This is a genomic window from Pseudomonas sp. (assembly GCF_049645325.1).
Lineage (GTDB): Bacteria > Pseudomonadota > Gammaproteobacteria > Pseudomonadales > Pseudomonadaceae > Aquipseudomonas.
This window is the reverse complement of record NZ_JBARTQ010000302.1, coordinates 1-23,500: the sequence shown is the minus strand read 5'-3', so window position 1 is coordinate 23,500 and position 23,500 is coordinate 1. Positions and strand designations below refer to the sequence as shown.

The window sequence follows — 23,500 nt, the reverse complement described above, 5'->3', positions numbered from 1 at the left end:
TTGACCCACGGGCGTACCCTCCTACACTTATCGGCCACGATGCCAAAAGGAATAGTCCGATGAAAGCTGTGCTGTGCAAAGCCTTCGGCCCCGCCGAAACCCTGGTGCTGGAAGAGATCGAAAGCCCTGCGATCAAGAAGAACGAAATCCTGCTGGACGTGCACGCGGCGGGGGTCAACTTCCCGGACACCCTGATCATCGAGGGCAAATACCAGTTCAAGCCGCCCTTCCCGTTTTCGCCGGGTGGCGAAGCGGCGGGCGTGGTCAGTGAAGTGGGCGAAAAAGTCAGCCACTTGAAAGTCGGCGACCGGGTCATGGCGTTGACCGGCTGGGGCAGCTTTGCCGAGCAGGTCGCGGTGCCGGGCTACAACGTGCTGCCGATCCCGCCAAGCATGGACTTCAACACCGCCGCTGCCTTCAGCATGACCTACGGCACGTCGATGCACGCCCTGAAACAACGCGCCAACCTGCAACCTGGCGAAACCTTATTGGTGCTCGGCGCTTCCGGCGGCGTGGGCCTGGCCGCGGTTGAAATCGGCAAAGCCATGGGTGCGCGGGTAATCGCCGCCGCCAGCAGTGCCGACAAACTGGCCGTGGCCAAGGCCGCTGGCGCCGATGAGTTGATCAACTACAGCGAAGCGAATCTAAAAGATGAGATCAAGCGCCTGACCGACGGCAACGGTGTGGACGTGATCTACGACCCGGTAGGCGGCGACCTGTTTGACCAGGCCGTCCGTGGCATTGCCTGGAACGGGCGCCTGTTGGTGGTGGGTTTTGCCAGCGGGCGTATTCCCGAACTGCCGGTGAACCTGGCGCTGCTCAAGGGCGCGTCCGTGGTTGGGGTGTTCTGGGGCTCGTTCGCCCAGCGTCAGCCGCAGGATAACGCGGCGAACTTCCAACAGCTGTTCACGTGGTACGCCGAGGGCAAGTTGAAGCCGTTGGTGTCGCAGGTGTATCCGCTGGAGCAGGCAGCCCGGGCGATTGATGACCTGGGGCAGCGCAAGGCGGTGGGCAAGGTCGTCGTGCAAACCCGCTCGCCGATTTGAAATGCAATCAATGTGGGAGCTGGCTTGCCTGCAATAGCGGTATCACTGACAGACCGCCATCGCAGGCAAGCCAGCTCCCACATTAGAGCCTCAGTGGCCTTAAGCACCAATCACGACCATGACTTGCCTATTAGCGACATGTTCATAAGAGAACATGCAATCGTTCCAATTTCCTGTGTTTGCAGATAAGAGGCGATGCTATTTTCGGTAACGAAACTGTAACATTCGCATCCGCAGTCAAAACAAGAAATTTGGAGCTCTTGAATGTTTGCTTTCTTTCGTCCTGCCGCACACCAGGCGCCTCTGCCTGAAGAAAAAATAGACAGTACCTACCGACGGCTGCGCTGGCAGATCTTCGCCGGTATTTTCTTCGGCTACGCCGGGTACTACCTGCTGCGCAAAAACTTCTCCCTGGCCATGCCCTACCTGATCGACGAGGGTTACACCCGTGGCGAACTGGGCCTGGCGATGTCGGCGATTGCGATTGCCTACGGCTTGTCCAAGTTCTTGATGGGCCTGGTGTCCGACCGCTCCAACCCGCGCTACTTCCTGCCCTTCGGCCTGCTGATATCGGCCGGAGTGATGTTCATTTTCGGTTTCGCACCTTGGGCAACGTCCAGCGTGACCATGATGTTCATTTTGCTGTTCATCAACGGCTGGGCCCAGGGTATGGGCTGGCCGCCAAGTGGGCGGACCATGGTGCACTGGTGGTCGCAGAAAGAACGCGGCGGCGTGGTGTCGGTATGGAACGTGGCGCATAACGTCGGCGGCGGCCTGATCGGCCCGTTGTTCCTGCTCGGCATGGCGTGGTTCAACGACTGGCACGCGGCGTTCTACGTGCCGGCGACCGTGGCGTTGGCAGTGGCGGCGTTTGCCTTCATCACCATGCGCGACACCCCACAATCGGTGGGCTTGCCGCCGATTGAGGAATACAAGAACGATTACCCGGAAGGCTACAACGCCAGCCACGAAGACGAATTCAGCGCCAAGGAAATCTTCGTCAAGTACGTGCTGCGCAACAAAATGCTGTGGTACATCGCCTTCGCCAACGTCTTCGTCTACTTGCTGCGCTATGGCGTGCTGGACTGGGCACCGACGTACCTCAAGGAAGCCAAGCACTTCGACGTGGATAAAACCTCGTGGGCGTACTTCTTCTATGAGTGGGCAGGCATTCCGGGCACGCTGCTGTGCGGCTGGATGTCGGACAAGATCTTCCGTGGCAACCGTGGCCTGACCGGCATCGTGTTCATGGCCCTGGTGACCGTGGCGACCCTGGTTTACTGGCTTAACCCGCCGGGCAACCCGATGGTCGACATGATCGCGCTGTTCTCCATCGGCTTCCTGATCTACGGCCCGGTAATGCTCATCGGCCTGCAGGCGCTGGAACTGGCGCCAAAGAAAGCCGCCGGCACCGCTGCGGGTTTCACCGGTTTGTTCGGCTACCTGGGTGGTTCGGTGGCAGCCAGTGCAGCCATGGGCTACACGGTTGACCATTTCGGCTGGGATGGCGGTTTTGTGTTGCTGGTAGGCGCGTGCCTGTTGGCAATCGCGTTCCTGATCCCAACGTTGTGGCACACCAACAGCGTCAGCACAGCGCGTTAATCGCCTGAGCAACCCTTTGCACAACGCTTGAGCCGCGCCTCCAGATTTTTATCTGGCATGGCGTGGCTACGCAGGGCGTTGACGGTCTGCTCGACATAATCGCGAGTCGTGCCGTAACGCCCGCAAGCGCTTTGCAACACATGATTGAGCACGATGTCGGGCAAGTTGCCGGCATAGCTCGGCAAGTGCCGCTCCAACACAAACCCCAGCGCCTGCACCTGAGTGCCATCTGCCAGACGGCAGTTGAGCCAGTGCGGCCGGTAAGAGGGGTAAGGCATCTCGCGTTGCCACAAGGCGTAAAGCGAGGCTTCCAACTGGTCTTCCGGCAAGCGGTAGGCAAACCCGCTGCAGGAACCACCGCGATCCAGACCAAAGACCAACCCCGGCAACTCCGGCGTACCGCGATGCTCGTGCGACCACAAATACAGGCCCCGGTGATAACCATGGACCCGCGCCCGCACGCGCTCGGTCGAGGAACATTCAGGTCGCCAGATCAGCGAACCATAAGCAAATAGCCAGACCGGCCCACCCTTATGCCGGGCCATGGTGGCCTGCATTGAGCTCATTAACTGTTCGTGAGTGAGTTGCGGCCCAAGATCGAGCCGCGGAGGGTAAGCCAATTGCATAAGATCGGATTCAATAACGGTCATGGCAGATCGCTTAGGTCTCCTGCGTTTTACCAGTTATAGGCAACTTTACCGTAATAGAACGCGCCGCTGTAACCGTACGGCGAAAAAGTGCTATAGGCGAGGTTGCCACCGCTGCTGGCGAACGCGTTGACCTTCTCCGGGTATTTGTCGGTGACGTTGTCGCCGCCCAGGGTAAAGGTCCAGTTCTTCAGCTTGTAGTCCGCCGACAGGTCCAGTACCCACGCGGCTTTGAAGGTCTGGTCGTTGACCTTGTCTGCCTGGTAACTGGTGAATTCACCATAGCGCACCAAGTTGCTGTGCAGTGCCCAATTTCCGTAAGTGAAGTCGTTACCCAGGCTCAGTTTGTGCTGAGGCGTGGTGTCGCCGAGCAGACCGATGCGTTCACGGCGGTCTACGCGCACCAGGTTGGCACCCAAACTGTCGAGAATCGCCGGGTTGGGCTTCACGTCCGTGACGTTGGTGTGGTTGTAGTTGTAACCCACGGTGCTGTTCCAGCGGATGCCGTTATCAAGCTGGTAACGATAGTTGGCCACCAGGTCGACGCCGTCGGTGCTGGTGTCGGTGGCGTTGGTGAAGTAACGGGCGGTGGTGTAGTTGATGTTGCCAACCCCGTTGGCTTGCAAGTAAGCGATAGTCGCCGGGTTGAGGTTGAGGTTGGACGACAGGCTGATGCGGTCGCGAATGTCGATACGGTACACATCGACCGTGACGGTCAGGTCATCCGCCGGTTCCAGCACCAGGCCCAGGCTGTAGTTGCGCGACTTCTCGGCCTTGAGGTCTTCGGCACCCAGCAGGCGTGCGACCTGGCTGTTGGCCGGGAAGGTGCCCGCTTCCTGGATGGTACTGCCAATCAGCTGCGACGAGGTGTAGGCAAAGTTCTGCTGGGCCAGGGACGGCGCGCGGAAGCCATTGGAAATGCTGCCGCGCAAGGCCACTTGCGGGGTGAAGTCATAACGGGCCGACAGCGAGCCGCTGACATTGGAGCCGAAGTCGCTGTAATCCTCATGCCTGACGGCGGCCGAGGCGCTGAGTTTTTCGGTGAAGTTGGTTTCCAGGTCCAGGTACTGGGCCCAGTTGTGCCGCGAGGTGCTGCCCGCGTCGGCATCCCGGAAACCACCCAGGCCCGAACTGCCGGTCTGGTAATAGGACGCCGGTTCACCCGCTTCGATTTCGTAGCCCTGGCGCAGGTATTCGCCGCCAAAAGCCACCGACACCGGATACGGCAGGAAGCCCACGTCGAATTCACGCGACAGGTCCAGGCTGACTTGCTTCTGGTCGTTGCTCAGGGTGCCGTTGTCGAACTTGCGCGGCGTCGCCAGGCCCAAGGAGGTGTTGATAGTTTCAGTGCTCAGCGCGTACTGATTCTTGCCGTAGTTGGCCGACAGGTCGTAGTGCCAGTCGTAGGCCAGCAAGCCGCGCAACCCCACGACCAGCGAGGTGTCCTCAAGGTCGCCCTTGATCAGCGGCAAATAGCCATTGGGGTTGAGCGCCGGGATATTGTTGGACGCGTTGCTCGCCCGGTAGAACGCCGCCGTCTCACCACGCCGCTTGCTGTAGCCGCCGAAGGAGTAGAACTCGGCCGCATCATTGAAGGAATATTCCGAGTTGAACTGGAATTTGCCTTCATTGGTTGCCGGCTCGCCCTGACGGAAAACACGCTGGCCGTAGGTGGTAGAACCTACGCTGGCCGGTCGAAAATCATCCCCGGCGCGGTTGGTGTAATCGTTGTCGGCACCTTCGCCCGAGACGTTGATGAAACCGTTGTCGCCTAACGCAAAGCCGGTGTTGCCGCTGACAGTACGCTGGATACCGTCACCTTTTTTGTACTCGCCGAACTTGGTGGCGATCGAGCCGCCATGGTCGTCGTGCTTGAGGATCACGTTGATCACCCCGGCGATCGCGTCAGAGCCGTAGCGGGCAGACGCGCCGTCGCGCAGCACTTCGACATGGTCTACCGCCGACAGCGGGATCGCATTCAAATCCGCCGGTGCCGAACCACGGCCCACCGCGCCGCCAAGGTTGACGAACGCACTGGTGTGGCGGCGTTTGCCATTGACCAGCACCAGCACCTGATCCGGCGACAGGCCGCGCAACTGCGCCGGCCGCACCAGTTCGGCACCATCCACCAGGCTTGGGCGCGGGAAGTTGATTGAAGGAATCAGGCGCGCCAACACCGCGCCCAACTCATCGGAGCCGGTGCTGCGCAGGGTGTCGCCGGAAATCACATCGATAGGCGACAGCGAAGCACTCGCGGTGCGCTCTTGGGCGCGGGTGCCGGTGACGATCACGGTGTCGAGTTTTGGTGCGTCGGCGTTGGCTGTTTCGGCCGCCGATACCTGATTGAAACCCACGGTGGTCAGCAAATTGGCCGACAAAATCGCCGAGTACAGCGCGTGTTTCTTGTAGCTCCCCATACCGCTCCCCTAAGAATCAAGAATCAGAACGTCAATGCTCTGAGTTCGTACGATCGATCCGGCTGGCGGGCGGTGGCGGTCAGTTATTGGTTGGTGTCGAGAAGTCGGTAGTCCGTTGAGATATAGCTTAATGATATTTATGTAACAAATTAAATACCTTTAAGGAATAAGCGAATGCATAAGCCCCGCGGCCCCTTCATCAGGATTGGGCCCCACAATCCCGGTACTTTCAGCCCCGGTTCAGCCTGGGCGCGTGCCAAGCCGTCAAAATAGCGCACACCACGACCCACCTAGCCGCCCACCAAACCGACTATCGAGGTCGCACCCATGAAGAAATTTCGACTGCCCGGCCTGTTGTTCCTGGCCCAGGCCACCACGGCCCTCGCCGCCGAAGTACCGCCCGCCAATGACGACAAGGGTTTCTGGTACGCCCAGACCAGCGTCTACACCCGGCACTTCGCCCCGGACCCAAAGCACAACAACAACCAGGACCTGATTGGCCTTGAGCGCAATGAGGCGTCAGGGTTTGTGTACGGCGGGGCGACGTTTCGCAATTCGTTCAGCCAGCGCGCGTACTATGCCTACGCGGGCAAACGCTATGACATGAGCGACTATCCGGTGTATCTGAAAGTGACGGGCGGAGCGATCCAGGGCTATCGCGGCAAGTACCGCGACAAGATCCCGTTGAACCGTTTCGGCATTGCGCCGGTGATCATTCCGTCGGTGGGCACCCATTACGGGCCGGTGGCGGCGGAAGTGGTGTTGTTGGGGTTCAATGCGGCAATGATCACGACTGGGGTTCGCTTCTAAAGCAAACACAAATCCTTGTGGGCGCTGGCTTGCCTGCTCCCACATTTTGATCAGGGTGTGGCTGCAATTATGTGATCGAGCTCAGGGCCGTGGCGCGTACGCGAACACATCGGCGCGCATCTGGTGCGCATCCATGCCGGCGTCGACCAGCGCATCCAGGGTGCCGTAGATCATTGCCGGCGAACCACTGGCATAAACGTGCACGGCCTTGAGGTCACTGATGTCTTCACACACCGCCTCATGCAGCAGCCCGCAACGCCCTTCCCAGCCGCACAGGTCGCTGACGACTTTGTGCAGGAACAGGTTGGGCAATTGCAGCCATTGGTCCCAGTGTTCAATTTCGTAAAAATCTTCCGGGCGGCGCACGCCCCAGTACAGGTGCACCGGGTGCTTGAAGCCGGAGGCACGGCAATGCTCGATCAGGCTGTGCATCTGCGCCATGCCGGTGCCGGCAGCGATCAATACCAGCGGCCCGTCCGGCAGCTCGGCCAGATGGGTGTCACCAAAAGGCAGCTCAATGCGGGCCATCTGATCACGCTGCAACTGCTCGATCAGGTTACGCGCACTGTCCTCGCGGACCAGCACGTGCAGTTCCAGCTCGCGCCCGGCGTGGGGCGCTGAAGCCAGCGAAAAGGCCGATTTCTCGCCATTCTCGCGCTCGATCATCAGGTATTGCCCGGCGTGGTAGCGCACCGCTTTACCGGCCGGGGCCCGCAGGCGCACGCGCCACACATCGCCACCGACTTCCACGCACTCACTTAATTGGCACGACAACTTGCGCAACGGCAACTCTCCCGGCGCCAGCACGCCATCCCACAACACAATGCAATCTTCCAGCGGTTCGGCAATGCAGGTATAGAACTCGCCATGGTCACGCACCTCACCGGCCTGCTGCACTCGGCCTTCGACCAGCAGCGCGGCACACACGTGGCACACACCATTGCGACAGGCTTGCGGGCACTCGTAGCCCAAGCGGCGCGCGCCTTCGAGGATTCGCTCGCCGGGGACCAGTTCCAATATGGCGCCGGAAGGTTGCAGGGTTACACGCATCAATCTATTCCCAATTCTTTCCACATCGCGTCGACACGCGCGGTGACGGCTTCATCCTTGACGATCACCCTGCCCCACTCGCGAGTGGTTTCACCCGGCCATTTGTGGGTGGCATCCAGGCCCATTTTCGAGCCCAGGCCCGATACCGGGGAGGCGAAGTCGAGGTAGTCGATCGGCGTGTTGTCGATCATCACCGTGTCGCGCTTGGGGTCCATGCGCGTGGTGATGGCCCAGATCACATCGTTCCAGTCGCGGGCATTGATGTCATCGTCAGTGACAATAACGAACTTGGTGTACATGAACTGTCGCAAAAACGACCACACACCGAGCATTACCCGCTTGGCGTGGCCCGGGTACGACTTCTTCATGGTCACAATGGCCATGCGGTACGAGCAGCCTTCCGGCGGCAGGTAGAAATCGGTGATTTCCGGGAACTGCTTTTGCAGGATCGGCACGAACACTTCGTTCAGCGCCACACCCAGAATAGCCGGCTCATCCGGCGGACGACCGGTGTAGGTGCTGTGGTAGATCGGTTTGATCCGGTGGGTGATGCGCTCGACGGTGAACACCGGGAAGCTGTCGACTTCGTTGTAGTAGCCGGTATGGTCGCCGTAAGGGCCTTCATCGGCCATTTCGCCCGGATGAATCACGCCTTCGAGGATGATTTCGGCGGTGGCCGGCACCTGCAGGTCGTTGCCACGGCACTTCACCAATTCGGTGCGGTTACCGCGCAGCAGCCCGGCAAAGGCGTATTCGGAGAGGCTGTCGGGCACTGGCGTCACGGCGCCAAGGATGGTCGCAGGATCAGCGCCCAGGGCCACGGACACCGGGAACGGCTGGCCCGGATGCTTTTCGCACCACTCACGAAAATCCAGCGCGCCGCCACGGTGGCTCAGCCAGCGCATGATCACCTTGTTGCGGCCAATCACTTGCTGACGGTAGATACCGAGGTTCTGGCGGTCCTTGTTCGGACCTTTGGTGACGGTCAGGCCCCAGGTAATCAGCGGGCCGACGTCGCCGGGCCAGCAGGTCTGTACCGGCAGCATGGCCAGATCGACATCATCGCCTTCGATGACCACTTCCTGGCACACCGCGTCCTTGACCACTTTGGGGGCCATGGCAATGATCTTGCGGAAGATCGGCAGCTTCGACCAGGCGTCCTTCAAACCCTTGGGCGGCTCTGGCTCCTTGAGGAAGGCCAGCAGCTTGCCGATCTCGCGCAACTCGCTCACGGACTCGGCACCCATGCCAAAGGCCACGCGGTCGGGCGTGCCGAACAGGTTGCCGAGCACCGGGATATCAAAGCCGGTCGGGTTTTCGAACAGCAGCGCCGGGCCCTTGTTACGCAGGGTACGGTCGCAAATCTCAGTCATCTCCAGGACCGGGGAAACCGGCACCTGGATGCGTTTCAACTCTCCGCGCTGCTCAAGTTGCTGCACGAAATCCCGAAGATCCTTGAATTTCATTAACCAATGCCACCCGTAAAATAGGCGTACATCCTACCTGCTCTTACGAGCGCTGGCAGCTTATTGCACGTCATTGCGACTCACACCCGACTCAACGGATACCTTGCGCAGGGCGTTGAAGAAGGGTTCAAGGAAGCCTTCCACATACCGCGTGCCCACGATGGAGAGGTGGTTGTCATCGGTATACAGCGACTGGCCGCCCAGTTCGACTCGGCACCAGCCATTTTCATCGCACAACCTCGGCGCCGGGTCCAGGAGTTGAACCCCTGAGTCTGCCGCGGCGATTTGCTCGAATACGGAGCTGATATACGCTTGTCGCTGGAGGTGTTCGGCCAGAGGCAAGCCCTCTTTGTCGGTCGGACGCCCCAACATCGCCAGGCGGCTGAGCCGGTAAGGCACGTTGAATTCCTGCAAAGGTACTTCCTTGACCAGCCATACCCGATGGCCACCGGCGCGCAGTTGCTGCACAAGCGTATTCACACCCTCGGCGAAGATACGCTCAGCGGCGGCACGGTCATAGTTGCCTGTCGCCGGATCATGAATGGAAGGGCCCGTATCGCCATTGCGCTGGCCATACACATACAGGCTCCAGCGCGCGACCAGCACTACGTCACTGAACGACTCGTGGTTCAGCAACTGGGTGACGCGCTCGTTGAAGGCCCGGCAGCCTGGTGTGTTTTCTTTGCGGTAAAACGGCAGGCAACCGGCGTAACCGGCCTGTGTGATGCTGAAGTCGTACTTGCCTGCACCGTCTTTCAACGCCGGGATCAACGCCGAGGCGTGGCTGTCACCCCAGACCAGCGCACGCGCTGCGCCGTTTTGCGGGCCGAAATGGCACAGCTCCCGGTGCTTGTTTTTCTTGTCATCAGAAAGGCAATTGACCAGGTTGGGGCTCCAGGTATAGGCCTTGGCGAATTGCAACGCCTGGGGCGGCAGTCGCCAGGCAAGACCGTCCGACCAGACCAACCCTTTGCCGATGAAACCCAGGCTGGCCAACCCGACAAGACCTGCCGCCAGCACTGCCCGATTCCCGGCCAACAGACGTCGCTCACGAAACGGCCCCTCGACGAAGCGCCAGGACGCGTAACCCAACACCAGGCTCAGGACGAACAGCGCCACAAGCTGCAATGGCGCCAAGCCAAAAATACTCGCGTACTTGCCAAACACCAGCACCGGCCAGTGCCACAGGTACCACGAATAGGAAATCAGCCCGATGCCCACCAGCACGCGGCTGCCCAGCAGCCGTCCCACCACGGTGGTTTGCTGGCCGTTGGCCCAAATCAGGCCCACGACACCCAGCACCGGCAACAGCGCTGCGGCACCTGGGAAGGCGGTGCTGGCGTCATAGCCAAAGACCGCCACCAGGATCAGGCCCAGGCTTATCGCGCTGACAGTTTGCGCCAGCATTGGACTGATGCGCTGAGCCCGCGCGGGCATGACGGCCAGCATGGAACCTGCCAGCAATTCCCAGGCACGCATGGGCAACAGGAAAAAAGCCTTGTCGGGCGCATGGGAGACCGCCCAAACGCTCGCCGCAAATGACGCCAGCAGCAATACAAACAAAGCGCTGCGCCACTGCTTTAACCGGCTCGACAACAGCGCCAGCAACAGCGGAAAAGCGATATAGAACTGTTCTTCAACCGACAGCGACCACGTATGCAGCATGGGCTTCATATCAGAGGCGGTTTCGAAGTAGCCGTCCTGACGCATGAAGAACAGATTGGAGATGAAGATCACCTGATTGTGGATCGAGCGGCCCAACTCGGAGTAGTCCTTGGGCGACATCAGGAACCAGCCGACCACCAGGGATACAAACATCATCACGAGCAATGCCGGCAGAATTCGCCGGGCCCGTCGCGCCCAGAAATTCAGAAAGCTGAAATGCCCGCCTTCGCGCTCACGCTGAATGATCGAGGTGATCAAGAAGCCCGAAATCACGAAAAAAACATCTACGCCGACGAAGCCCCCGGTCACGCCGGGAACCCCAAAATGGAACAGCACGACAGCGAGGACAGCAATGGCGCGCAAGCCATCAATGTCTCTTCGGTAAGCAAGAGCGGTCATAAATCGTAATCAGCCTGATACAAATTGAAGAGAGCGTAGGCGTACTGGCCCTTTTTGTTTCTCTACTGACACTCTCGGCACACAAACCTCCCTGTTTGGCGCAAAAAAAATGGCACCCGGAAGGGCACCATTTTCTCAGACCTGAAACGTCGTATTACTTACGCTTCATCGACAGGAAGAATTCGTCGTTCGTCTTGGTGGTTTTCAGCTTGTCGATCAAGAACTCGATGGCAGCGACTTCGTCCATCGGGTGCAGCAGCTTGCGCAGGATCCACATGCGCTGCAGTTCGTCGTCGGCAGTCAGCAACTCTTCGCGGCGTGTGCCGGAGCGGTTGATGTTGATGGCCGGGAAGACGCGTTTTTCCGCGATACGACGGTCCAGGGGCAGTTCCATGTTGCCGGTACCCTTGAACTCTTCGTAGATCACTTCGTCCATCTTCGAGCCGGTCTCAACCAGCGCGGTGGCGATAATGGTCAGCGAACCGCCTTCTTCGATGTTCCGCGCGGCGCCGAAGAAACGTTTCGGTTTCTCCAGGGCGTGGGCATCGACACCACCGGTCAGTACCTTGCCGGAGCTCGGAATCACGGTGTTGTAGGCGCGAGCCAGACGAGTGATGGAGTCGAGCAGGATCACCACGTCTTTCTTGTGTTCGACCAGGCGCTTGGCCTTCTCGATCACCATTTCGGCAACCTGCACGTGGCGGGTTGGCGGCTCATCGAACGTGGAGGCAACCACTTCGCCGCGCACGGTGCGCTGCATTTCGGTCACTTCTTCCGGACGCTCATCGATCAACAACACGATCAAGTGAACTTCAGGATTGTTACGTGCGATGTTCGCTGCAATGTTCTGCAGCATGATGGTCTTACCGGCTTTCGGCGGTGCGACGATCAGGCCGCGCTGGCCTTTACCGATCGGGGCGCACAGGTCGATGACACGACCGGTCAAGTCTTCGGTGGAACCGTTACCGGCTTCCATCTTCATGCGCACGGTCGGGAACAGCGGCGTCAGGTTCTCGAAGAGAATCTTGTTTTTCGCGTTCTCGGGACGATCAAAGTTGATCGTGTCGACCTTGAGCAGGGCGAAATACCGCTCGCCTTCCTTCGGAGGACGGATCTTGCCAACGATGGTGTCACCGGTGCGCAAGTTGAAGCGACGGATCTGGCTCGGCGAGACGTAGATATCGTCTGGGCCGGCAAGATAGGAAGCGTCTGCAGAGCGGAGGAAGCCGAAGCCGTCCTGGAGAATCTCCAGCACGCCATCACCGGAGATTTCCTCGCCGCTTTTCGCGTGCTTTTTGAGCAGGGAGAAAATCACGTCCTGCTTGCGCGAACGGGCCATATTTTCTATGCCCATTTCTTCGGCCAGCTGGAGCAGGTCGGTAATCGGCTTTTGCTTGAGTTCAGTCAGATTCATATAGGAATGACGTAATCATTTATGGAGGGGGGAAATTAAGCTTTTGGCTTAATGAGGCCGCGCCGCAGAGAAGGCGACAGGATCGCGTACTAATCGAAAAGGAGTGCGTCGGCGACGGCATGCAGGGGGCAGTGGAGAAACCAGTGCGGGGCCGAATGTACCACCTGAGTTTCGGAGCGTCTAGCCCTGTTTCACGAAAAAGCCCCGCAAATTTGCGGGGCTTTTTTGACGACGCTTAGATGTTCGCGTCGAGGAAAGCTTGCAGCTGAGACTTCGACAGCGCGCCCACTTTAGTGGCTTCGACGTTGCCGTTCTTGAACAGCATCAGGGTCGGGATACCACGCACGCCGTGCTTGGCCGGGGTTTCCTGGTTGTCGTCGATGTTCAGCTTGGCAATGGTCAGTTTGCCTTCGTAGGTGGTCGCAATGTCGTCCAGAACAGGAGCGATCATTTTGCAAGGGCCACACCATTCAGCCCAGTAGTCAACCAGCACCGGGCCTTGAGCCTTGAGTACTTCGGCCTCAAAGGTCGCGTCGGTGACGTGCTTGATAAGATCGTTGCTCATGGATGTCTCCGGATTGTAAGCAAAAAAAACGTGGCCCATCATAGCCGCCCTTCCCCCGTTCAGGAAGCCGCCTCTGATTGAGTCTTGCTATGGTGGTGCATGAGTTTGGGTATAGCCCAACTCACGGCGTCACGGGAGTCACGAAAGCGATACCCGTGCGCAACGCCGCATTGCGCACGTGTTCCTGCATGGTTTTCTGCGCTGCTACGCTGGCGCGCCGAGCCAGGGCACGCAGGATCTTGCGGTGCTCCTGCCAGGTTTCCATGGCCCGTTCCGGTCGGATGAACGGTAGTTTCTGGCTCTCCAGGAACACCTCGGCACTGGCGCTCAAAATGCTCACCATCGCCTGGTTACCGCTGGCCAACAGGATGCGCTGGTGAAATTCGAAGTCCAGCCGGGCGGCGGCTTCGAAGTCGCCGGCCTTGAGCACCTTGCGCATCGCCTCGACGTTGTCCTCAAGGCTGTCCAGTTCGTCGAGGGTCAGTGTTGCCGCAGCCAACCCTGCTGCGAACCCTTCCAGGGCATAGCGCAATTGGAAGATATCCAGGGGCGTCGCCTGCGCCGTAAACGGCCAGGCAAAACCCGGCGATTCCTCGGCCGCCTGCACAAACACCCCTTTACCCGGCTGCACGCTGACCACACCCAACGCGCTCAGCGACGACAAGGCCTCGCGCAATGACGCCCGACTCACGCCCAACTGCACCGCCAGGTCGCGCTGGGACGGCAGCGCATCGCCCGCCGCGAAGCCCTGTTCCTTGATCAGTTTGCGGATGGCCTGCAGGGCCGCTTCCGGTACGGCTTGGGCGATGGAATTCATAAAAAACTCAAAGTTCCAGTCAACGGAGCAGCTAGTTGTAAAGCTATTCGCGGTCGGCGGCAAGCCACGCCCCAAAGGAGCTCGCGGGGTTTTGGCGACGCTCGAAAACGGTGCGAAATGCGCAGGCACTGTTCAGACCAGTAAGACCACTGCACCTCAACAAACGCCTGCGTTGCAGACGATCCTGGCGGTGATGGCATGGGCTGTGCACTGCCCAAAAGCAGAAAATTCCTTCGCCATTCTCGGAGAGTTGCCATGACCAAGCGCTACAGCGCCCTGCTCACTGCCCTGTTTGCCAGCCTGATGCTGGGCCACGCACCCGCCCAGGCCAACGGTCTGGACGATATCGTCGCCCGTGGCACCCTCAAGGTCGCCGTGCCTCAGGACTTCCCGCCGTTCGGCTCGGTCGGCCCCGACATGAAACCGCGCGGCCTGGACATCGACACGGCAAAACTGCTGGCCGACCAGCTCAAGGTCAAGCTTGAGCTAACCCCGGTCAACAGCACCAACCGCATCCCGTTCCTCACCACCGGCAAGGTCGACCTGGTGATTTCCAGCCTGGGCAAAAACGCCGAGCGCGAAAAGGTCATCGATTTCTCCAAAGCCTACGCGCCGTTCTACCTGGCCGTATTCGGCCCGCCTGACGCCGCCATCAGCACCACAGACGACCTCAAGGGCAAAACCATCAGCGTGACCCGTGGCGCCATCGAGGACATCGAGCTGACTGCCGTGGCCCCCAAGGAAGCCACGATCAAACGCTTCGAAGACAACAACTCGACCATCGCCGCCTACCTGGCCGGCCAGGTCGACCTGATCGCCAGCGGCAACGTAGTAATGGTGGCGATCAGCGAACGCAACCCGAAACGCGTACCGGCGCTGAAAGTGAAGCTCAAGGACTCGCCGGTGTACGTGGGCGTGAACAAGAACGAGCCGGCGTTGCTGGAGAAGGTCAACCAGATCCTGGTCGCGGCCAAAGCCGACGGCAGCCTGGAAAAGAACGCGATGCAGTGGCTTAAAGAGCCGCTGCCCGCCGACCTTTGAAGCGACGGAGCTGATTCATGGCCTATCAATTCGACTTTATGCCCGTGCTGGCCAATACCGACCTGCTGTTGCGCGGCGCCCTGTTCACGCTTGAGCTGACGGCCATCGGCGCGATCCTCGGGGTGGCGCTGGGCACCGTCGGCGCCGTGGTGCGGGCGTGGAAGATCCAGCCGTTCGCTTGGTGCTTCGGTGTGTATGTCGAGTTGATCCGCAACACGCCGTTCCTGGTGCAACTGTTCTTCATCTTCTTCGGCCTGCCGACGCTGGGGTTGAAGATCACCGAGTGGCAAGCCGCCGTGCTGGCGATGGTGATCAACCTGGGGGCCTACTCCACCGAGATCATCCGCGCCGGTATCCAAGCCATTCCACGCGGGCAGTTGGAAGCCGCCGCCGCGCTGGCGATGACGCGCTTCGAAGCGTTTCGCCACGTGGTGCTGCTGCCCGCGCTGGGCAAGGTATGGCCAGCCCTGAGCAGCCAGATCATCATCGTGATGCTCGGCTCGGCGGTGTGTTCGCAAATCGCCACCGAAGAGCTGAGCTTTGCCGCCAACTTCATCCAGTCGCGCAACTTCCGTGCGTTTGAAACCTATGCGCTGACCACCCTGGTGTACCTGTGCATGGCGCTGATGATTCGCCAGTTGCTCAACTGGATCGGCCGTCGCTTTGTGATGAGGAACAGCCGATGAGTGATTTTTCCTTCTGGGACATCGTGCGCAACCTGGCTGTCGGCCTGCAATGGACGCTGTTGCTGTCGCTGGTGGCGTTTGTCGGCGGCGGCCTCATCGGCTTGCTGGTGATGACCATGCGCATCAGCCACAAAGCCTTCCCGCGCAATGTCGCGCGAACCTATATCGAACTGTTCCAGGGCACGCCGCTGTTGATGCAGTTGTTCCTGGTGTTTTTCGGTGTCGCCTTGCTGGGTGTGGATATCTCGCCCTGGCTGGCGGCGGCGATTGCCTTGACCCTGTTTACCAGCGCTTACCTGGCCGAGATCTGGCGCGGTTGCGTCGACTCCATCGCCCACGGGCAGTGGGAGGCCTCGGCGAGCCTGGCGCTCAATCCGCTTGAACAATTGCGCTACGTGATCCTGCCCCAGGCCCTGCGAATTGCCGTGGCGCCCACCGTAGGGTTCTCGGTGCAAGTGGTCAAAGGCACCGCCGTGACCTCGATCATCGGCTTCACCGAACTGACCAAAACCGGCGGCATGCTCGCCAACGCCACCTTTGAACCCTTCATGGTGTACGGCCTGGTGGCCCTTGGTTACTTCCTGCTCTGCTACCCCTTGTCCCTCAGTGCGCGCTACCTGGAAAGGAGACTGCATGCCTCTGCTTAGAATTTCCGCCCTGCATAAGTATTACGGCGATCACCACGTACTCAAAGGCATCGACCTCACGGTTGAAGAAGGCCAAGTGGTGGCGATCATCGGCCGCAGTGGCTCGGGCAAATCCACCTTGCTACGCACCCTTAATGGCCTGGAATCCATCAACGACGGCGTGATCGAAGTCGATGGCGAATACCTCGACGCCGCCCGCGCCGACCTGCGCAGCCTGCGACAAAAGGTCGGCATGGTGTTCCAGCAGTTCAACCTGTTCCCGCACCTGACCGTGGGCGAAAACGTGATGCTCGCGCCGCAAGTGGTGCAGAAAGTGCCCAAGGCCAAAGCGGCGCAACTGGCCAAGCAAATGTTGGAGCGCGTCGGCCTTGGGGAAAAGTTCGATGCCTTCCCCGATCGCTTGTCCGGCGGCCAGCAACAGCGCGTGGCAATTGCCCGCGCACTGGCCATGTCACCCAAAGTGCTGCTGTGCGACGAAATCACCTCGGCCCTGGACCCGGAGCTGGTCAATGAAGTACTCAGCGTGGTGCGCCAACTGGCCAAGGACGGCATGACCTTGATCATGGTGACCCACGAAATGCGCTTCGCCCGGGAAGTCGGGGACAAACTGGTGTTCATGCACCAGGGCAAGGTGCATGAAGTCGGCGACCCAAAAGTCTTGTTCGCCAACCCCAGGACGCCGGAGCTCGCCAACTTCATTGGCTCGGTGGAACAGCCGGACTGATCAGCTCGAAACTGCCCTGCCCTTCGAGGTGCGTTTCACTGCGCACCTCCAGGGCGCCAGCCGGCAGCTCGGTGTCGATGTCGACCTGGGCTGTCAGTTGGCGGCCTACCATCGGCATTCCCGCCAGCCGAGCCATCAGGGTCTGACCGGGCAGCAGTTGGCCGCCAGCAGGCTCGCCGGGCAGGTGCGCAGCCACCCAGCCGACGGCATGCCCATCCAACTGGGCGTGTTTGAGGCTCAGGCGAAAACGCCCATGGCGACCAAACTTAAACCCCTGCCCATCGGCAGCCACACCTACAAAGCGTATCGCCATGGCCGCAGGTTCTGCACACAGGACATTTACGTGCAGCACGCGGGTGCTGAGTGCCAGGGTGGCGCTGTCAGCGGGTGCCTCGCGGCGAATGGCGCCGTAGTCGACACGCGGTTGGCTCAGCGAGAGTCGGCAGTTCTCGGCACTTACCTCTGGGGCAACCCACACCGTGCAGAGCACCATCCACGACAGGCCAGCGCGCTTAACGGGCATGGCACACCGCCGAAGTGGTTTCATAGAATTTGTCATTATCAAGCGTGCTCCCGGGGGTAATGCGCAACAGGCAGGAGGAAGAGTCCGGCAATGCAACCCGCAGGCTTTGCGACTCGTTGACGTCGTTGAGGAAAATCATGCCGTCGCCGACGACACTGGTCAGGAAGCGGTCTCCCCTGCCGAACACTGCAGCGCCCTGGGGCAAGGGCCGGCCCTGCTGATCATTGGCGGTGAGCAGTACACGACGCACCTTCACCACATCGAAACCCACGGCATTAAACGACCCACGGCCCGCCGCGAGCACCTGGGTGCCGTTCTTCAGGTCAACGCGCTTGGGCAAGGATTGGGTCTGCACCTCGACCCGGCTTTGGGTGTACGCCGGCAAGCCTGCGATCACCGCTTGCCCGCTGAAGTCGGTCCACACCGGGCCCTGTGGCGTCTCGACTTTTGCCGAGCCGATGTCGCCCACCTTGACCACGCCAAAGGTGTCTTGCACGGCGTAGGGCGAGAAAGTCAGGCCGCCTTCATGCGCCACCAGGCCACCTTGCAGTTGCCCGGTGTAGTGATTGCCCAACGGGTCACGGCTGACGCCCAAGCCAACCCGGGCATAACGCGGCAGGATGTCCACCTGCCCTCGGAACGATTGCTCCCTGGCATTGAGGTCCCGTTCGACCCCCACCTCGTAATTCACATACTCGTTGACCCGATCGCTGAGCGCCGTGCCGGCGGAAAACTGCTTTCCGCGACGACTGGTGTAGCTGTTCACGCGACGATCACCGCCCAGTGGCACGCTGACTTGCAGCCGCACGGACAGGTCATTGTCCAGGGTGGTATCACGCCTGTTACCGGCCAAACTCACGTCACGCCGAGCAGGGCTACCACCCACCTGCGAGTCGGCCACCAACGCCACATCGGCGTAGCGCCATGATTTGTTCCACGAGGCAAATACATGTTCGGACGTCTGCCGGTCGAACTGCGCACTGCGCGTGTAGCCCAGGGAAAACACGCCCAGCGTGGGGTCGGCCCAGCTCATGCCCGCGGTGTATTGATTTTTGAAGCGCGAACCCAGTTCGTCCGCCTTGGGTGGTCGGCCCGCCTCAAGCACCTCGCGATACCCGCGTGTCTGAGTGGTTGCACTGAGGTTGATATCAATATTGGCAACCAACGGACTGCTCACGGAGACGCTGCTGCGCGAACCGGATACGGCATTTTTGCTGTCCCGGGACAGGTTTTGACGGGCCCCCACGGACACCCGCTGGAAAAACACGCTGCTCAGGGTGCCTCCTGCCGCCCAATAATCATCCGTGCTCAACAAGCCAAAACCCGCCGACGAGTCGCGCCCCAGCCCCCAGGTGCCGCTGCCCATGGCCACCAGTGGTGAAGGGCCTTCTTCAGCGGCATTTCTGCGCAGCTTGCCCAACGAAAAATACACACCTGGCGTAGTCGGTACCGCTCCAGCGAAAGACGCCGCCGGCACCACGAAGTTACGTTTGCCACCGCGCACATCAATCACGCTGACCTCAAGGTCACTGGTGCCATTGAGCAAAGGCAACCCTGTGAGCCGGAAGGGGCCTTCGGGCACCAGGGTGGAGTGGATCAAAACGCCGGACTGACGCACTTCAATCCGCGACTGGCTGTGGGCCAGGCCCTCGACCACCGCATTGTTGCCACCCGCGGGCGTGCGTGACTGACCATCCGGTGAAAACTGCAGGCCGGACAACTGGATGCCGCCGAACAGCGGGTTATTGCTGGTGAGCTGGCCCACCTGGAAAGTCGACTTCAGCGCGGCGACATCCCGCTGGGCAAAGGCGTACAGGTGTTCGGTGCGAGCCCTACCGTTGTCGGACACGTAGAACTGACGGCTGCGAACAATCCAGTCCTCAAGGTTGAAACCCGCCTCGGTGTAGGCCGAGACAAACCGGCTGGAGCCGTTGCGCGAACGGCTGTCGAAACCCAGCACGTCGTAATTGAACAACGCTGCCGCTCCGCCCTTGGAGAAATGCCCGGCCTCCCATTCGGGCCCTCGCAAAGACTGGGTTGGCACCACCAGCGCCACCTCATCCGTGCCGGGACGCAGCCTCACCATCGTCGTCGGGAAAGCCCCGAGGAAGTCATGGCAAGCCTGGTCGGGCGTGGCACCTTCAAGCATGATCCCGCCGGGTTTGACCAACCCGGCTTTCTGCAGCAATCCGGGGGTGAAACACAACCGGCCCTGCTGATCGAACCGCGCATCCACCAGCCCCAAGGGGTTGCCATTGACCCGCAGGCCCACCACCTGCACACCCTCACGAAAGCGCGCCGCAGTGCGAAAGTAGTCGGACACTTGCGGGTCAATGCCGTGGGCGGTGAGCGCCGCCAGATCGAAACCCTCCCCCAGTTCCAGCGCGAACGCCAGGCCAGGCAAGCTCCACAACGTCGCAAATCCGATCAGCAACGACGGCCCGCGAGGCCAGCCCGTTACCGCTACGTGACTGCTCGACGGACGTTTCATGCGTCGATCAACCCCCATTGATCGGCGCCCGGTAGTGTTCTACCGAAAAGCCATAGACCGTGGCCGGCTGAATCTCGACCTCGGCTACGCTACCCAACGGGCTGTCGACCTTCGTCGTCAGCACCTCGCCCGGCAGTATGTAGCTACGCGGCAACGTGGCCAGGACACCTTGCGGCAGCAACTGCACATCCGGTGCAAGGCGCACAACATAGGCACTGTCGTTATGAACCGTCAGGCGCTCCCCCGCCCGCGTCCACTTCAGCAGCTCCCAGGGCGTGTGGTGCCGAGGCAAGCCTTGCGGGTGCAGGATCAGCGGCAGATTCTGGCGCAGGCTGATACCGATGGTCGCGCCACCCGCGGCGCGTGCCTGAGGAATGCCTTCGAAGGACACGCGCTTGAGCCGCTGGGTCTTGAGGGGTTCTTTCAAGGTGCTGATGAAACGCACCAACTGCGTGTCCCCCGCTTCCACCCGCGCAATAGGCGGCGTGACGATCAACAGGGGCTCAAGGTCTTCCGGAACGTTCTCCACGACCGAATGCAGCAGCGCCGGTCCTGCATCAGTGTTCTTGATGTTTATTGAGGCTTCACCGTCTTGTTCATACAGAACGACAACGGTCGTTTCTGGCAACATGCCGTCCGCTGCTGCAACTGCGGCAAACAAAAGACACACACCGGCACAACTTAACAACGCGCTACTTATTACCGATAACCCACGCACTAAATGTTCCCCACAACCGATAACTCGACGATTGGCAGCCAAACGCCCACGAAAAAACAGCCAATAAAAAGTGTGAGCTTCTTGATTGGCTGTTTTCAGTCGCTTAGATGTAGCTCAGCACCAGCGTGGCGCGCCCATCAATGGAGATATCGCGGCTCAGGTCCAGGTCCTGGGCCCTGTTGATGACCGCCTTCACCACAAGGGTGCCGGTCATTTGGTTAACCGACGCGGGAGTAACCGTGGCGCTATTGCGCCATGAGTATTGGCTTGGCGATTGAGCCACTTTGCCATCGCTGACCTGCCAGGCACCTGCGCCGGTGCGCATGATCGGGCCCAGCACGACACCGGACGTGCGCAGATCCCTGAGGGTGACCGAATAGCCACCGGTCCGCCGGGTGCCTACCGCGCCCAAGCCAAAGTTCTGCGCTTCGGTGAAACCTGCGCCCAGGATTCCCGTGACCTTGCTGCCTGCTTGCAGGTCGGTAAAGGTGATTGCAAACCGGGCAGGCGTGGTGCCGCAGTTGACGACCAGGGAGGTGCTGCGTTCTTCGCGTGGGCTGAACGCCGTTTGGGACAATTCGCCGGAGCGGATGGTGCCGTAGTCAATAATGCCGCTGCCCGCCAGGCTGAGGTTACAAGCCGCCGGTGTAATCGTGCCCCTGACGACCAACTGGGCACTGGTGCTTGCCTGGGCGCTCAGGGCCGAAGCCAGGCATACGGCTCCGAGAGTCAATCCAACAATCTTTTTCATGCTTGTCCTGTCACTGAAAGTTATCAGGCGCTGTTTATTTGTGTCTTGGCGACTCCATCGCCCAACTATTCATCTTCCCGGACATACACAACTATAAATAAATAACACCCAGGCAAAATTGCCGAGTGACAGTCTGTCGCTTTGGCACTTCATTAAAGAATCAGACAACTCATTAGTGTTTGTGGGAGAGGTAAAAACAATCAGTCGTTCTAAACCGACACCTCAGTAGTCTTGAATAAAATAACCAAGAGAACATCAAACAACCTTCCGTACGAAAATTCCGAAAGAACTTTACGGCAGTGCGCGGTTAAAACGCCCTACAGCATCGAGACACTTATTCTCCAGAAGCTGGCAAAGCGCCCTACATTTCCTACAAGAATTCCCCACAGACAGCATCAGGAAAATTACTGAAGCACAACGCGTTGGCGCCAGCGGTCGATCGTGGCACGATGGTTGGGTTATCGACCGAGACCCCCAAACCATGCCGCAATCCCAAGCCAAGAATCTGTCCCTGATCGCCGCCATCGACCTGGGCTCCAACAGCTTTCACATGGTCGTGGCCAAGGCCCAGAACGGCGAAATCCGCATCCTTGAGCGGCTCGGCGAAAAAGTGCAATTGGCCGCCGGGATCGACGACGCGCGCCAGCTCAACGAAGAATCCATGCAGCGCGGGCTCGATTGCCTCAAGCGCTTTGCCCAATTGATCAACGGCATGCCCTTGGGCGCCGTGCGAATCGTGGGCACCAACGCGCTGCGAGAGGCACGCAACCGTGGCGAATTCATCCGCCGCGCCGAGGAGATCCTCGGGCACCCGGTTGAAGTCATCTCCGGCCGTGAAGAGGCGCGCCTGATCTACCTCGGCGTGTCGCACACCCTGGCCGACACCCCCGGCAAACGCCTGGTAGCCGACATCGGCGGCGGCAGTACCGAATTCATCATCGGCCAGCGCTTCGAACCGCTGCTGCGCGAAAGCCTGCAGATGGGCTGCGTCAGTTATACCCAGCGTTATTTCAAGGACGGCAAGATCACGCCGGCGCGCTATGCCCAGGCCTACACGGCAGCACGCCTGGAAATCATGAGCATCGAGCACGCCCTGCACCGCCTGACCTGGGATGAGGCGATCGGCTCGTCCGGCACCATTCGCGCCATCGGCCTGGCCCTCAAGGCCGGCGGCCATGGCACTGGCGAGGTCAACGCCGAGGGCCTGGCGTGGCTCAAGCGCAAACTGTTCAAGCTCGGCGATGCGGAGAAAATCGACTTCGACGGCATCAAGCCCGACCGCCGCACCATCTTCCCGGCCGGCCTGGCGATTCTCGAAGCGATCTTCGACGCCCTCGAACTGCAACGCATGGACCACTGCGACGGTGCCCTGCGCGAAGGCGTGCTCTACGACCTGCTGGGCCGCCATCACCACGAAGACGTGCGTGAGCGCACCCTCAGCTCGCTGATGGAGCGTTATCACGTCGACCTGGAGCAAGCGGCCCGCGTGGAACGCAAAGCCCTGCACGCCTTCGACCAAGTGGCCGAAGACTGGGACCTGCAAGACGGCGTGTGGCGCGAGCTGCTCGGCTGGGCCGCCAAGGTGCACGAAGTGGGCCTGGACATCGCCCACTACCATTACCACAAGCACGGCGCCTACCTGATCGAGCACTCGGACCTCGCCGGCTTCTCCCGCGAAGACCAACAAATGCTCGCGCTGCTGGTGCGTGGCCACCGCCGCAATATCCCCAAGGACAAGTTCGCCGAATTCGGCGGCGACGGCATCAAGCTGATCCGCCTGTGTGCGCTGCTGCGCTTTGCGATTTTGTTCCACCACATCCGTGGCACCCAGGAAATGCCCCAAGTGACGCTACGCGCCCACGGCGACAGCCTGGACGTGGTGTTCCCGAAAGGCTGGCTGGATGAAAACCAGCTGACCCAGGCGGATTTCGCCCAGGAAGCGGAGTGGCTGACGCGTGTAGGGTTCAGCCTGAACCTGCGTTAAACACACCGACATGTAGTGAGCGGGCTTGCCCCGCGCT

General features: G+C 60.3%; 21 protein-coding genes. 9 read left to right on the top strand and 12 right to left on the bottom strand.

Features of this window, described 5'->3' with window-relative positions; translation table 11 throughout:
* Positions 1 to 59: 59 nt before the first annotated feature.
* On the top strand, positions 60 to 1,046 hold the full coding sequence (locus tag WBB95_RS13655; protein WP_424488051.1) for an NADPH:quinone oxidoreductase family protein: 987 nt from the start codon (positions 60 to 62) through the stop codon (positions 1,044 to 1,046).
* A 264-nt stretch (positions 1,047 to 1,310) separates the two neighbouring features.
* The gene (gene glpT, locus WBB95_RS13650; protein ID WP_110620394.1) at positions 1,311 to 2,648 is read left to right on the top strand and encodes a glycerol-3-phosphate transporter; all 1,338 of its coding nucleotides are present in this window, start codon (positions 1,311 to 1,313) and stop codon (positions 2,646 to 2,648) included.
* Here the strand turns inward: glpT and WBB95_RS13645 are convergent.
* Positions 2,645 to 3,298 (bottom strand): gamma-glutamylcyclotransferase, encoded by a 654-nt coding sequence (locus tag WBB95_RS13645; RefSeq protein WP_424488050.1) that lies wholly within the window; start codon positions 3,296 to 3,298, stop codon positions 2,645 to 2,647. The two genes, glpT and WBB95_RS13645, sit on opposite strands and share 4 nt — an antisense overlap.
* Before the next feature lie 26 nt (positions 3,299 to 3,324).
* Positions 3,325 to 5,712, bottom strand: a complete 2,388-nt coding sequence (locus WBB95_RS13640) for a TonB-dependent receptor plug domain-containing protein (RefSeq protein WP_424488049.1) — start codon at positions 5,710 to 5,712, stop codon at positions 3,325 to 3,327.
* A gap of 327 nt (positions 5,713 to 6,039) precedes the next feature.
* Here WBB95_RS13640 and WBB95_RS13635 point away from each other — a divergent pair, with 327 nt between their 5' ends.
* Complete coding sequence (locus WBB95_RS13635; RefSeq protein WP_424488048.1) at positions 6,040 to 6,522, top strand: sn-glycerol-3-phosphate transporter; 483 nt, start codon at positions 6,040 to 6,042, stop codon at positions 6,520 to 6,522.
* Positions 6,523 to 6,603: 81 nt separating this feature from the next.
* On the opposite strand, the gene WBB95_RS13630 is transcribed toward WBB95_RS13635, so the two are convergent.
* From WBB95_RS13630 to WBB95_RS13605, 6 genes are all read right to left on the bottom strand, one after another.
* Complete coding sequence (locus tag WBB95_RS13630) at positions 6,604 to 7,572, bottom strand: CDP-6-deoxy-delta-3,4-glucoseen reductase (protein ID WP_424488047.1); 969 nt, start codon at positions 7,570 to 7,572, stop codon at positions 6,604 to 6,606.
* Positions 7,572 to 9,038, bottom strand: coding sequence for a 4-hydroxy-3-polyprenylbenzoate decarboxylase (ubiD, locus tag WBB95_RS13625; protein ID WP_038444369.1), 1,467 nt, complete (start codon positions 9,036 to 9,038; stop codon positions 7,572 to 7,574). Before ubiD ends, WBB95_RS13630 begins: the two co-directional genes overlap by 1 nt.
* 60 nt (positions 9,039 to 9,098) lie before the next feature.
* A complete protein-coding gene (locus tag WBB95_RS13620) occupies positions 9,099 to 11,102 on the bottom strand; it encodes an acyltransferase family protein (protein ID WP_424488046.1) in 2,004 nt (667 codons plus the stop codon).
* Between the two features lie 154 nt (positions 11,103 to 11,256).
* Entirely contained in the window at positions 11,257 to 12,516 is a 1,260-nt protein-coding gene (gene rho / locus WBB95_RS13615) for a transcription termination factor Rho (protein WP_003176825.1), read from the bottom strand.
* Positions 12,517 to 12,751: 235 nt separating this feature from the next.
* A complete protein-coding gene (trxA, locus tag WBB95_RS13610; RefSeq protein WP_003213989.1) occupies positions 12,752 to 13,081 on the bottom strand; it encodes a thioredoxin TrxA in 330 nt (109 codons plus the stop codon).
* Between the two features lie 121 nt (positions 13,082 to 13,202).
* Complete coding sequence (locus tag WBB95_RS13605) at positions 13,203 to 13,898, bottom strand: FadR/GntR family transcriptional regulator (protein ID WP_424488045.1); 696 nt, start codon at positions 13,896 to 13,898, stop codon at positions 13,203 to 13,205.
* Between WBB95_RS13605 and WBB95_RS13600 the strand changes: the two genes are divergently transcribed.
* The 5 genes from WBB95_RS13600 to WBB95_RS13580 are packed head-to-tail and all read left to right on the top strand — an operon-like array spanning position 13,888 to position 16,996.
* Entirely contained in the window at positions 13,888 to 14,157 is a 270-nt protein-coding gene (locus tag WBB95_RS13600; protein ID WP_424488044.1) for a hypothetical protein, read from the top strand. The two genes, WBB95_RS13605 and WBB95_RS13600, sit on opposite strands and share 11 nt — an antisense overlap.
* Entirely contained in the window at positions 14,154 to 14,939 is a 786-nt protein-coding gene (locus tag WBB95_RS13595) for a transporter substrate-binding domain-containing protein (protein ID WP_424488043.1), read from the top strand. The genes WBB95_RS13600 and WBB95_RS13595 overlap by 4 nt, the downstream gene beginning before the upstream one ends.
* A 17-nt stretch (positions 14,940 to 14,956) precedes the next feature.
* Positions 14,957 to 15,625 (top strand): amino acid ABC transporter permease, encoded by a 669-nt coding sequence (locus WBB95_RS13590; RefSeq protein ID WP_424488042.1) that lies wholly within the window; start codon positions 14,957 to 14,959, stop codon positions 15,623 to 15,625.
* Complete coding sequence (locus WBB95_RS13585; RefSeq protein WP_424488041.1) at positions 15,622 to 16,272, top strand: amino acid ABC transporter permease; 651 nt, start codon at positions 15,622 to 15,624, stop codon at positions 16,270 to 16,272. The genes WBB95_RS13590 and WBB95_RS13585 overlap by 4 nt, the downstream gene beginning before the upstream one ends.
* Positions 16,259 to 16,996: an amino acid ABC transporter ATP-binding protein gene (locus tag WBB95_RS13580; RefSeq protein WP_424488040.1), complete on the top strand. Its 738-nt coding sequence runs from the start codon at positions 16,259 to 16,261 to the stop codon at positions 16,994 to 16,996. Before WBB95_RS13585 ends, WBB95_RS13580 begins: the two co-directional genes overlap by 14 nt.
* On the opposite strand, the gene WBB95_RS13575 is transcribed toward WBB95_RS13580, so the two are convergent.
* The 4 genes from WBB95_RS13575 to WBB95_RS13560 all read right to left on the bottom strand — a co-directional run bounded on the left by WBB95_RS13575 (position 16,968) and on the right by WBB95_RS13560 (position 21,479).
* Positions 16,968 to 17,519, bottom strand: coding sequence for a hypothetical protein (locus WBB95_RS13575; protein WP_424488039.1), 552 nt, complete (start codon positions 17,517 to 17,519; stop codon positions 16,968 to 16,970). The two genes, WBB95_RS13580 and WBB95_RS13575, sit on opposite strands and share 29 nt — an antisense overlap.
* Positions 17,509 to 20,010, bottom strand: a complete 2,502-nt coding sequence (locus WBB95_RS13570) for a fimbria/pilus outer membrane usher protein (RefSeq protein WP_424488038.1) — start codon at positions 20,008 to 20,010, stop codon at positions 17,509 to 17,511. Before WBB95_RS13570 ends, WBB95_RS13575 begins: the two co-directional genes overlap by 11 nt.
* Before the next feature lie 7 nt (positions 20,011 to 20,017).
* The gene (locus WBB95_RS13565) at positions 20,018 to 20,710 is read right to left on the bottom strand and encodes a fimbria/pilus chaperone family protein (protein WP_424488060.1); all 693 of its coding nucleotides are present in this window, start codon (positions 20,708 to 20,710) and stop codon (positions 20,018 to 20,020) included.
* Positions 20,711 to 20,831: 121 nt separating this feature from the next.
* Complete coding sequence (locus WBB95_RS13560; protein WP_424488037.1) at positions 20,832 to 21,479, bottom strand: DUF1120 domain-containing protein; 648 nt, start codon at positions 21,477 to 21,479, stop codon at positions 20,832 to 20,834.
* 481 nt (positions 21,480 to 21,960) lie between these two features.
* Here WBB95_RS13560 and ppx point away from each other — a divergent pair, with 481 nt between their 5' ends.
* Positions 21,961 to 23,463, top strand: coding sequence for an exopolyphosphatase (ppx, locus tag WBB95_RS13555; RefSeq protein WP_424488036.1), 1,503 nt, complete (start codon positions 21,961 to 21,963; stop codon positions 23,461 to 23,463).
* Positions 23,464 to 23,500 lie beyond the last annotated feature (37 nt).

Coding starts and splice junctions, on each gene's coding strand:
- WBB95_RS13655 (WP_424488051.1), top strand. CDS start 60: ATGAAAGCTGTGCTGTGCAAAGCCTTCGGCCCCGCCGAAACCCTGGTG.
- glpT (WP_110620394.1), top strand. CDS start 1,311: ATGTTTGCTTTCTTTCGTCCTGCCGCACACCAGGCGCCTCTGCCTGAA.
- WBB95_RS13645 (WP_424488050.1), bottom strand. CDS start 3,298: ATGACCGTTATTGAATCCGATCTTATGCAATTGGCTTACCCTCCGCGG.
- WBB95_RS13640 (WP_424488049.1), bottom strand. CDS start 5,712: ATGGGGAGCTACAAGAAACACGCGCTGTACTCGGCGATTTTGTCGGCC.
- WBB95_RS13635 (WP_424488048.1), top strand. CDS start 6,040: ATGAAGAAATTTCGACTGCCCGGCCTGTTGTTCCTGGCCCAGGCCACC.
- WBB95_RS13630 (WP_424488047.1), bottom strand. CDS start 7,572: ATGCGTGTAACCCTGCAACCTTCCGGCGCCATATTGGAACTGGTCCCC.
- ubiD (WP_038444369.1), bottom strand. CDS start 9,038: ATGAAATTCAAGGATCTTCGGGATTTCGTGCAGCAACTTGAGCAGCGC.
- WBB95_RS13620 (WP_424488046.1), bottom strand. CDS start 11,102: ATGACCGCTCTTGCTTACCGAAGAGACATTGATGGCTTGCGCGCCATT.
- rho (WP_003176825.1), bottom strand. CDS start 12,516: ATGAATCTGACTGAACTCAAGCAAAAGCCGATTACCGACCTGCTCCAG.
- trxA (WP_003213989.1), bottom strand. CDS start 13,081: ATGAGCAACGATCTTATCAAGCACGTCACCGACGCGACCTTTGAGGCC.
- WBB95_RS13600 (WP_424488044.1), top strand. CDS start 13,888: ATGGAATTCATAAAAAACTCAAAGTTCCAGTCAACGGAGCAGCTAGTT.
- WBB95_RS13605 (WP_424488045.1), bottom strand. CDS start 13,898: ATGAATTCCATCGCCCAAGCCGTACCGGAAGCGGCCCTGCAGGCCATC.
- WBB95_RS13595 (WP_424488043.1), top strand. CDS start 14,154: ATGACCAAGCGCTACAGCGCCCTGCTCACTGCCCTGTTTGCCAGCCTG.
- WBB95_RS13590 (WP_424488042.1), top strand. CDS start 14,957: ATGGCCTATCAATTCGACTTTATGCCCGTGCTGGCCAATACCGACCTG.
- WBB95_RS13585 (WP_424488041.1), top strand. CDS start 15,622: ATGAGTGATTTTTCCTTCTGGGACATCGTGCGCAACCTGGCTGTCGGC.
- WBB95_RS13580 (WP_424488040.1), top strand. CDS start 16,259: ATGCCTCTGCTTAGAATTTCCGCCCTGCATAAGTATTACGGCGATCAC.
- WBB95_RS13575 (WP_424488039.1), bottom strand. CDS start 17,519: ATGCCCGTTAAGCGCGCTGGCCTGTCGTGGATGGTGCTCTGCACGGTG.
- WBB95_RS13570 (WP_424488038.1), bottom strand. CDS start 20,010: ATGAAACGTCCGTCGAGCAGTCACGTAGCGGTAACGGGCTGGCCTCGC.
- WBB95_RS13560 (WP_424488037.1), bottom strand. CDS start 21,479: ATGAAAAAGATTGTTGGATTGACTCTCGGAGCCGTATGCCTGGCTTCG.
- ppx (WP_424488036.1), top strand. CDS start 21,961: ATGCCGCAATCCCAAGCCAAGAATCTGTCCCTGATCGCCGCCATCGAC.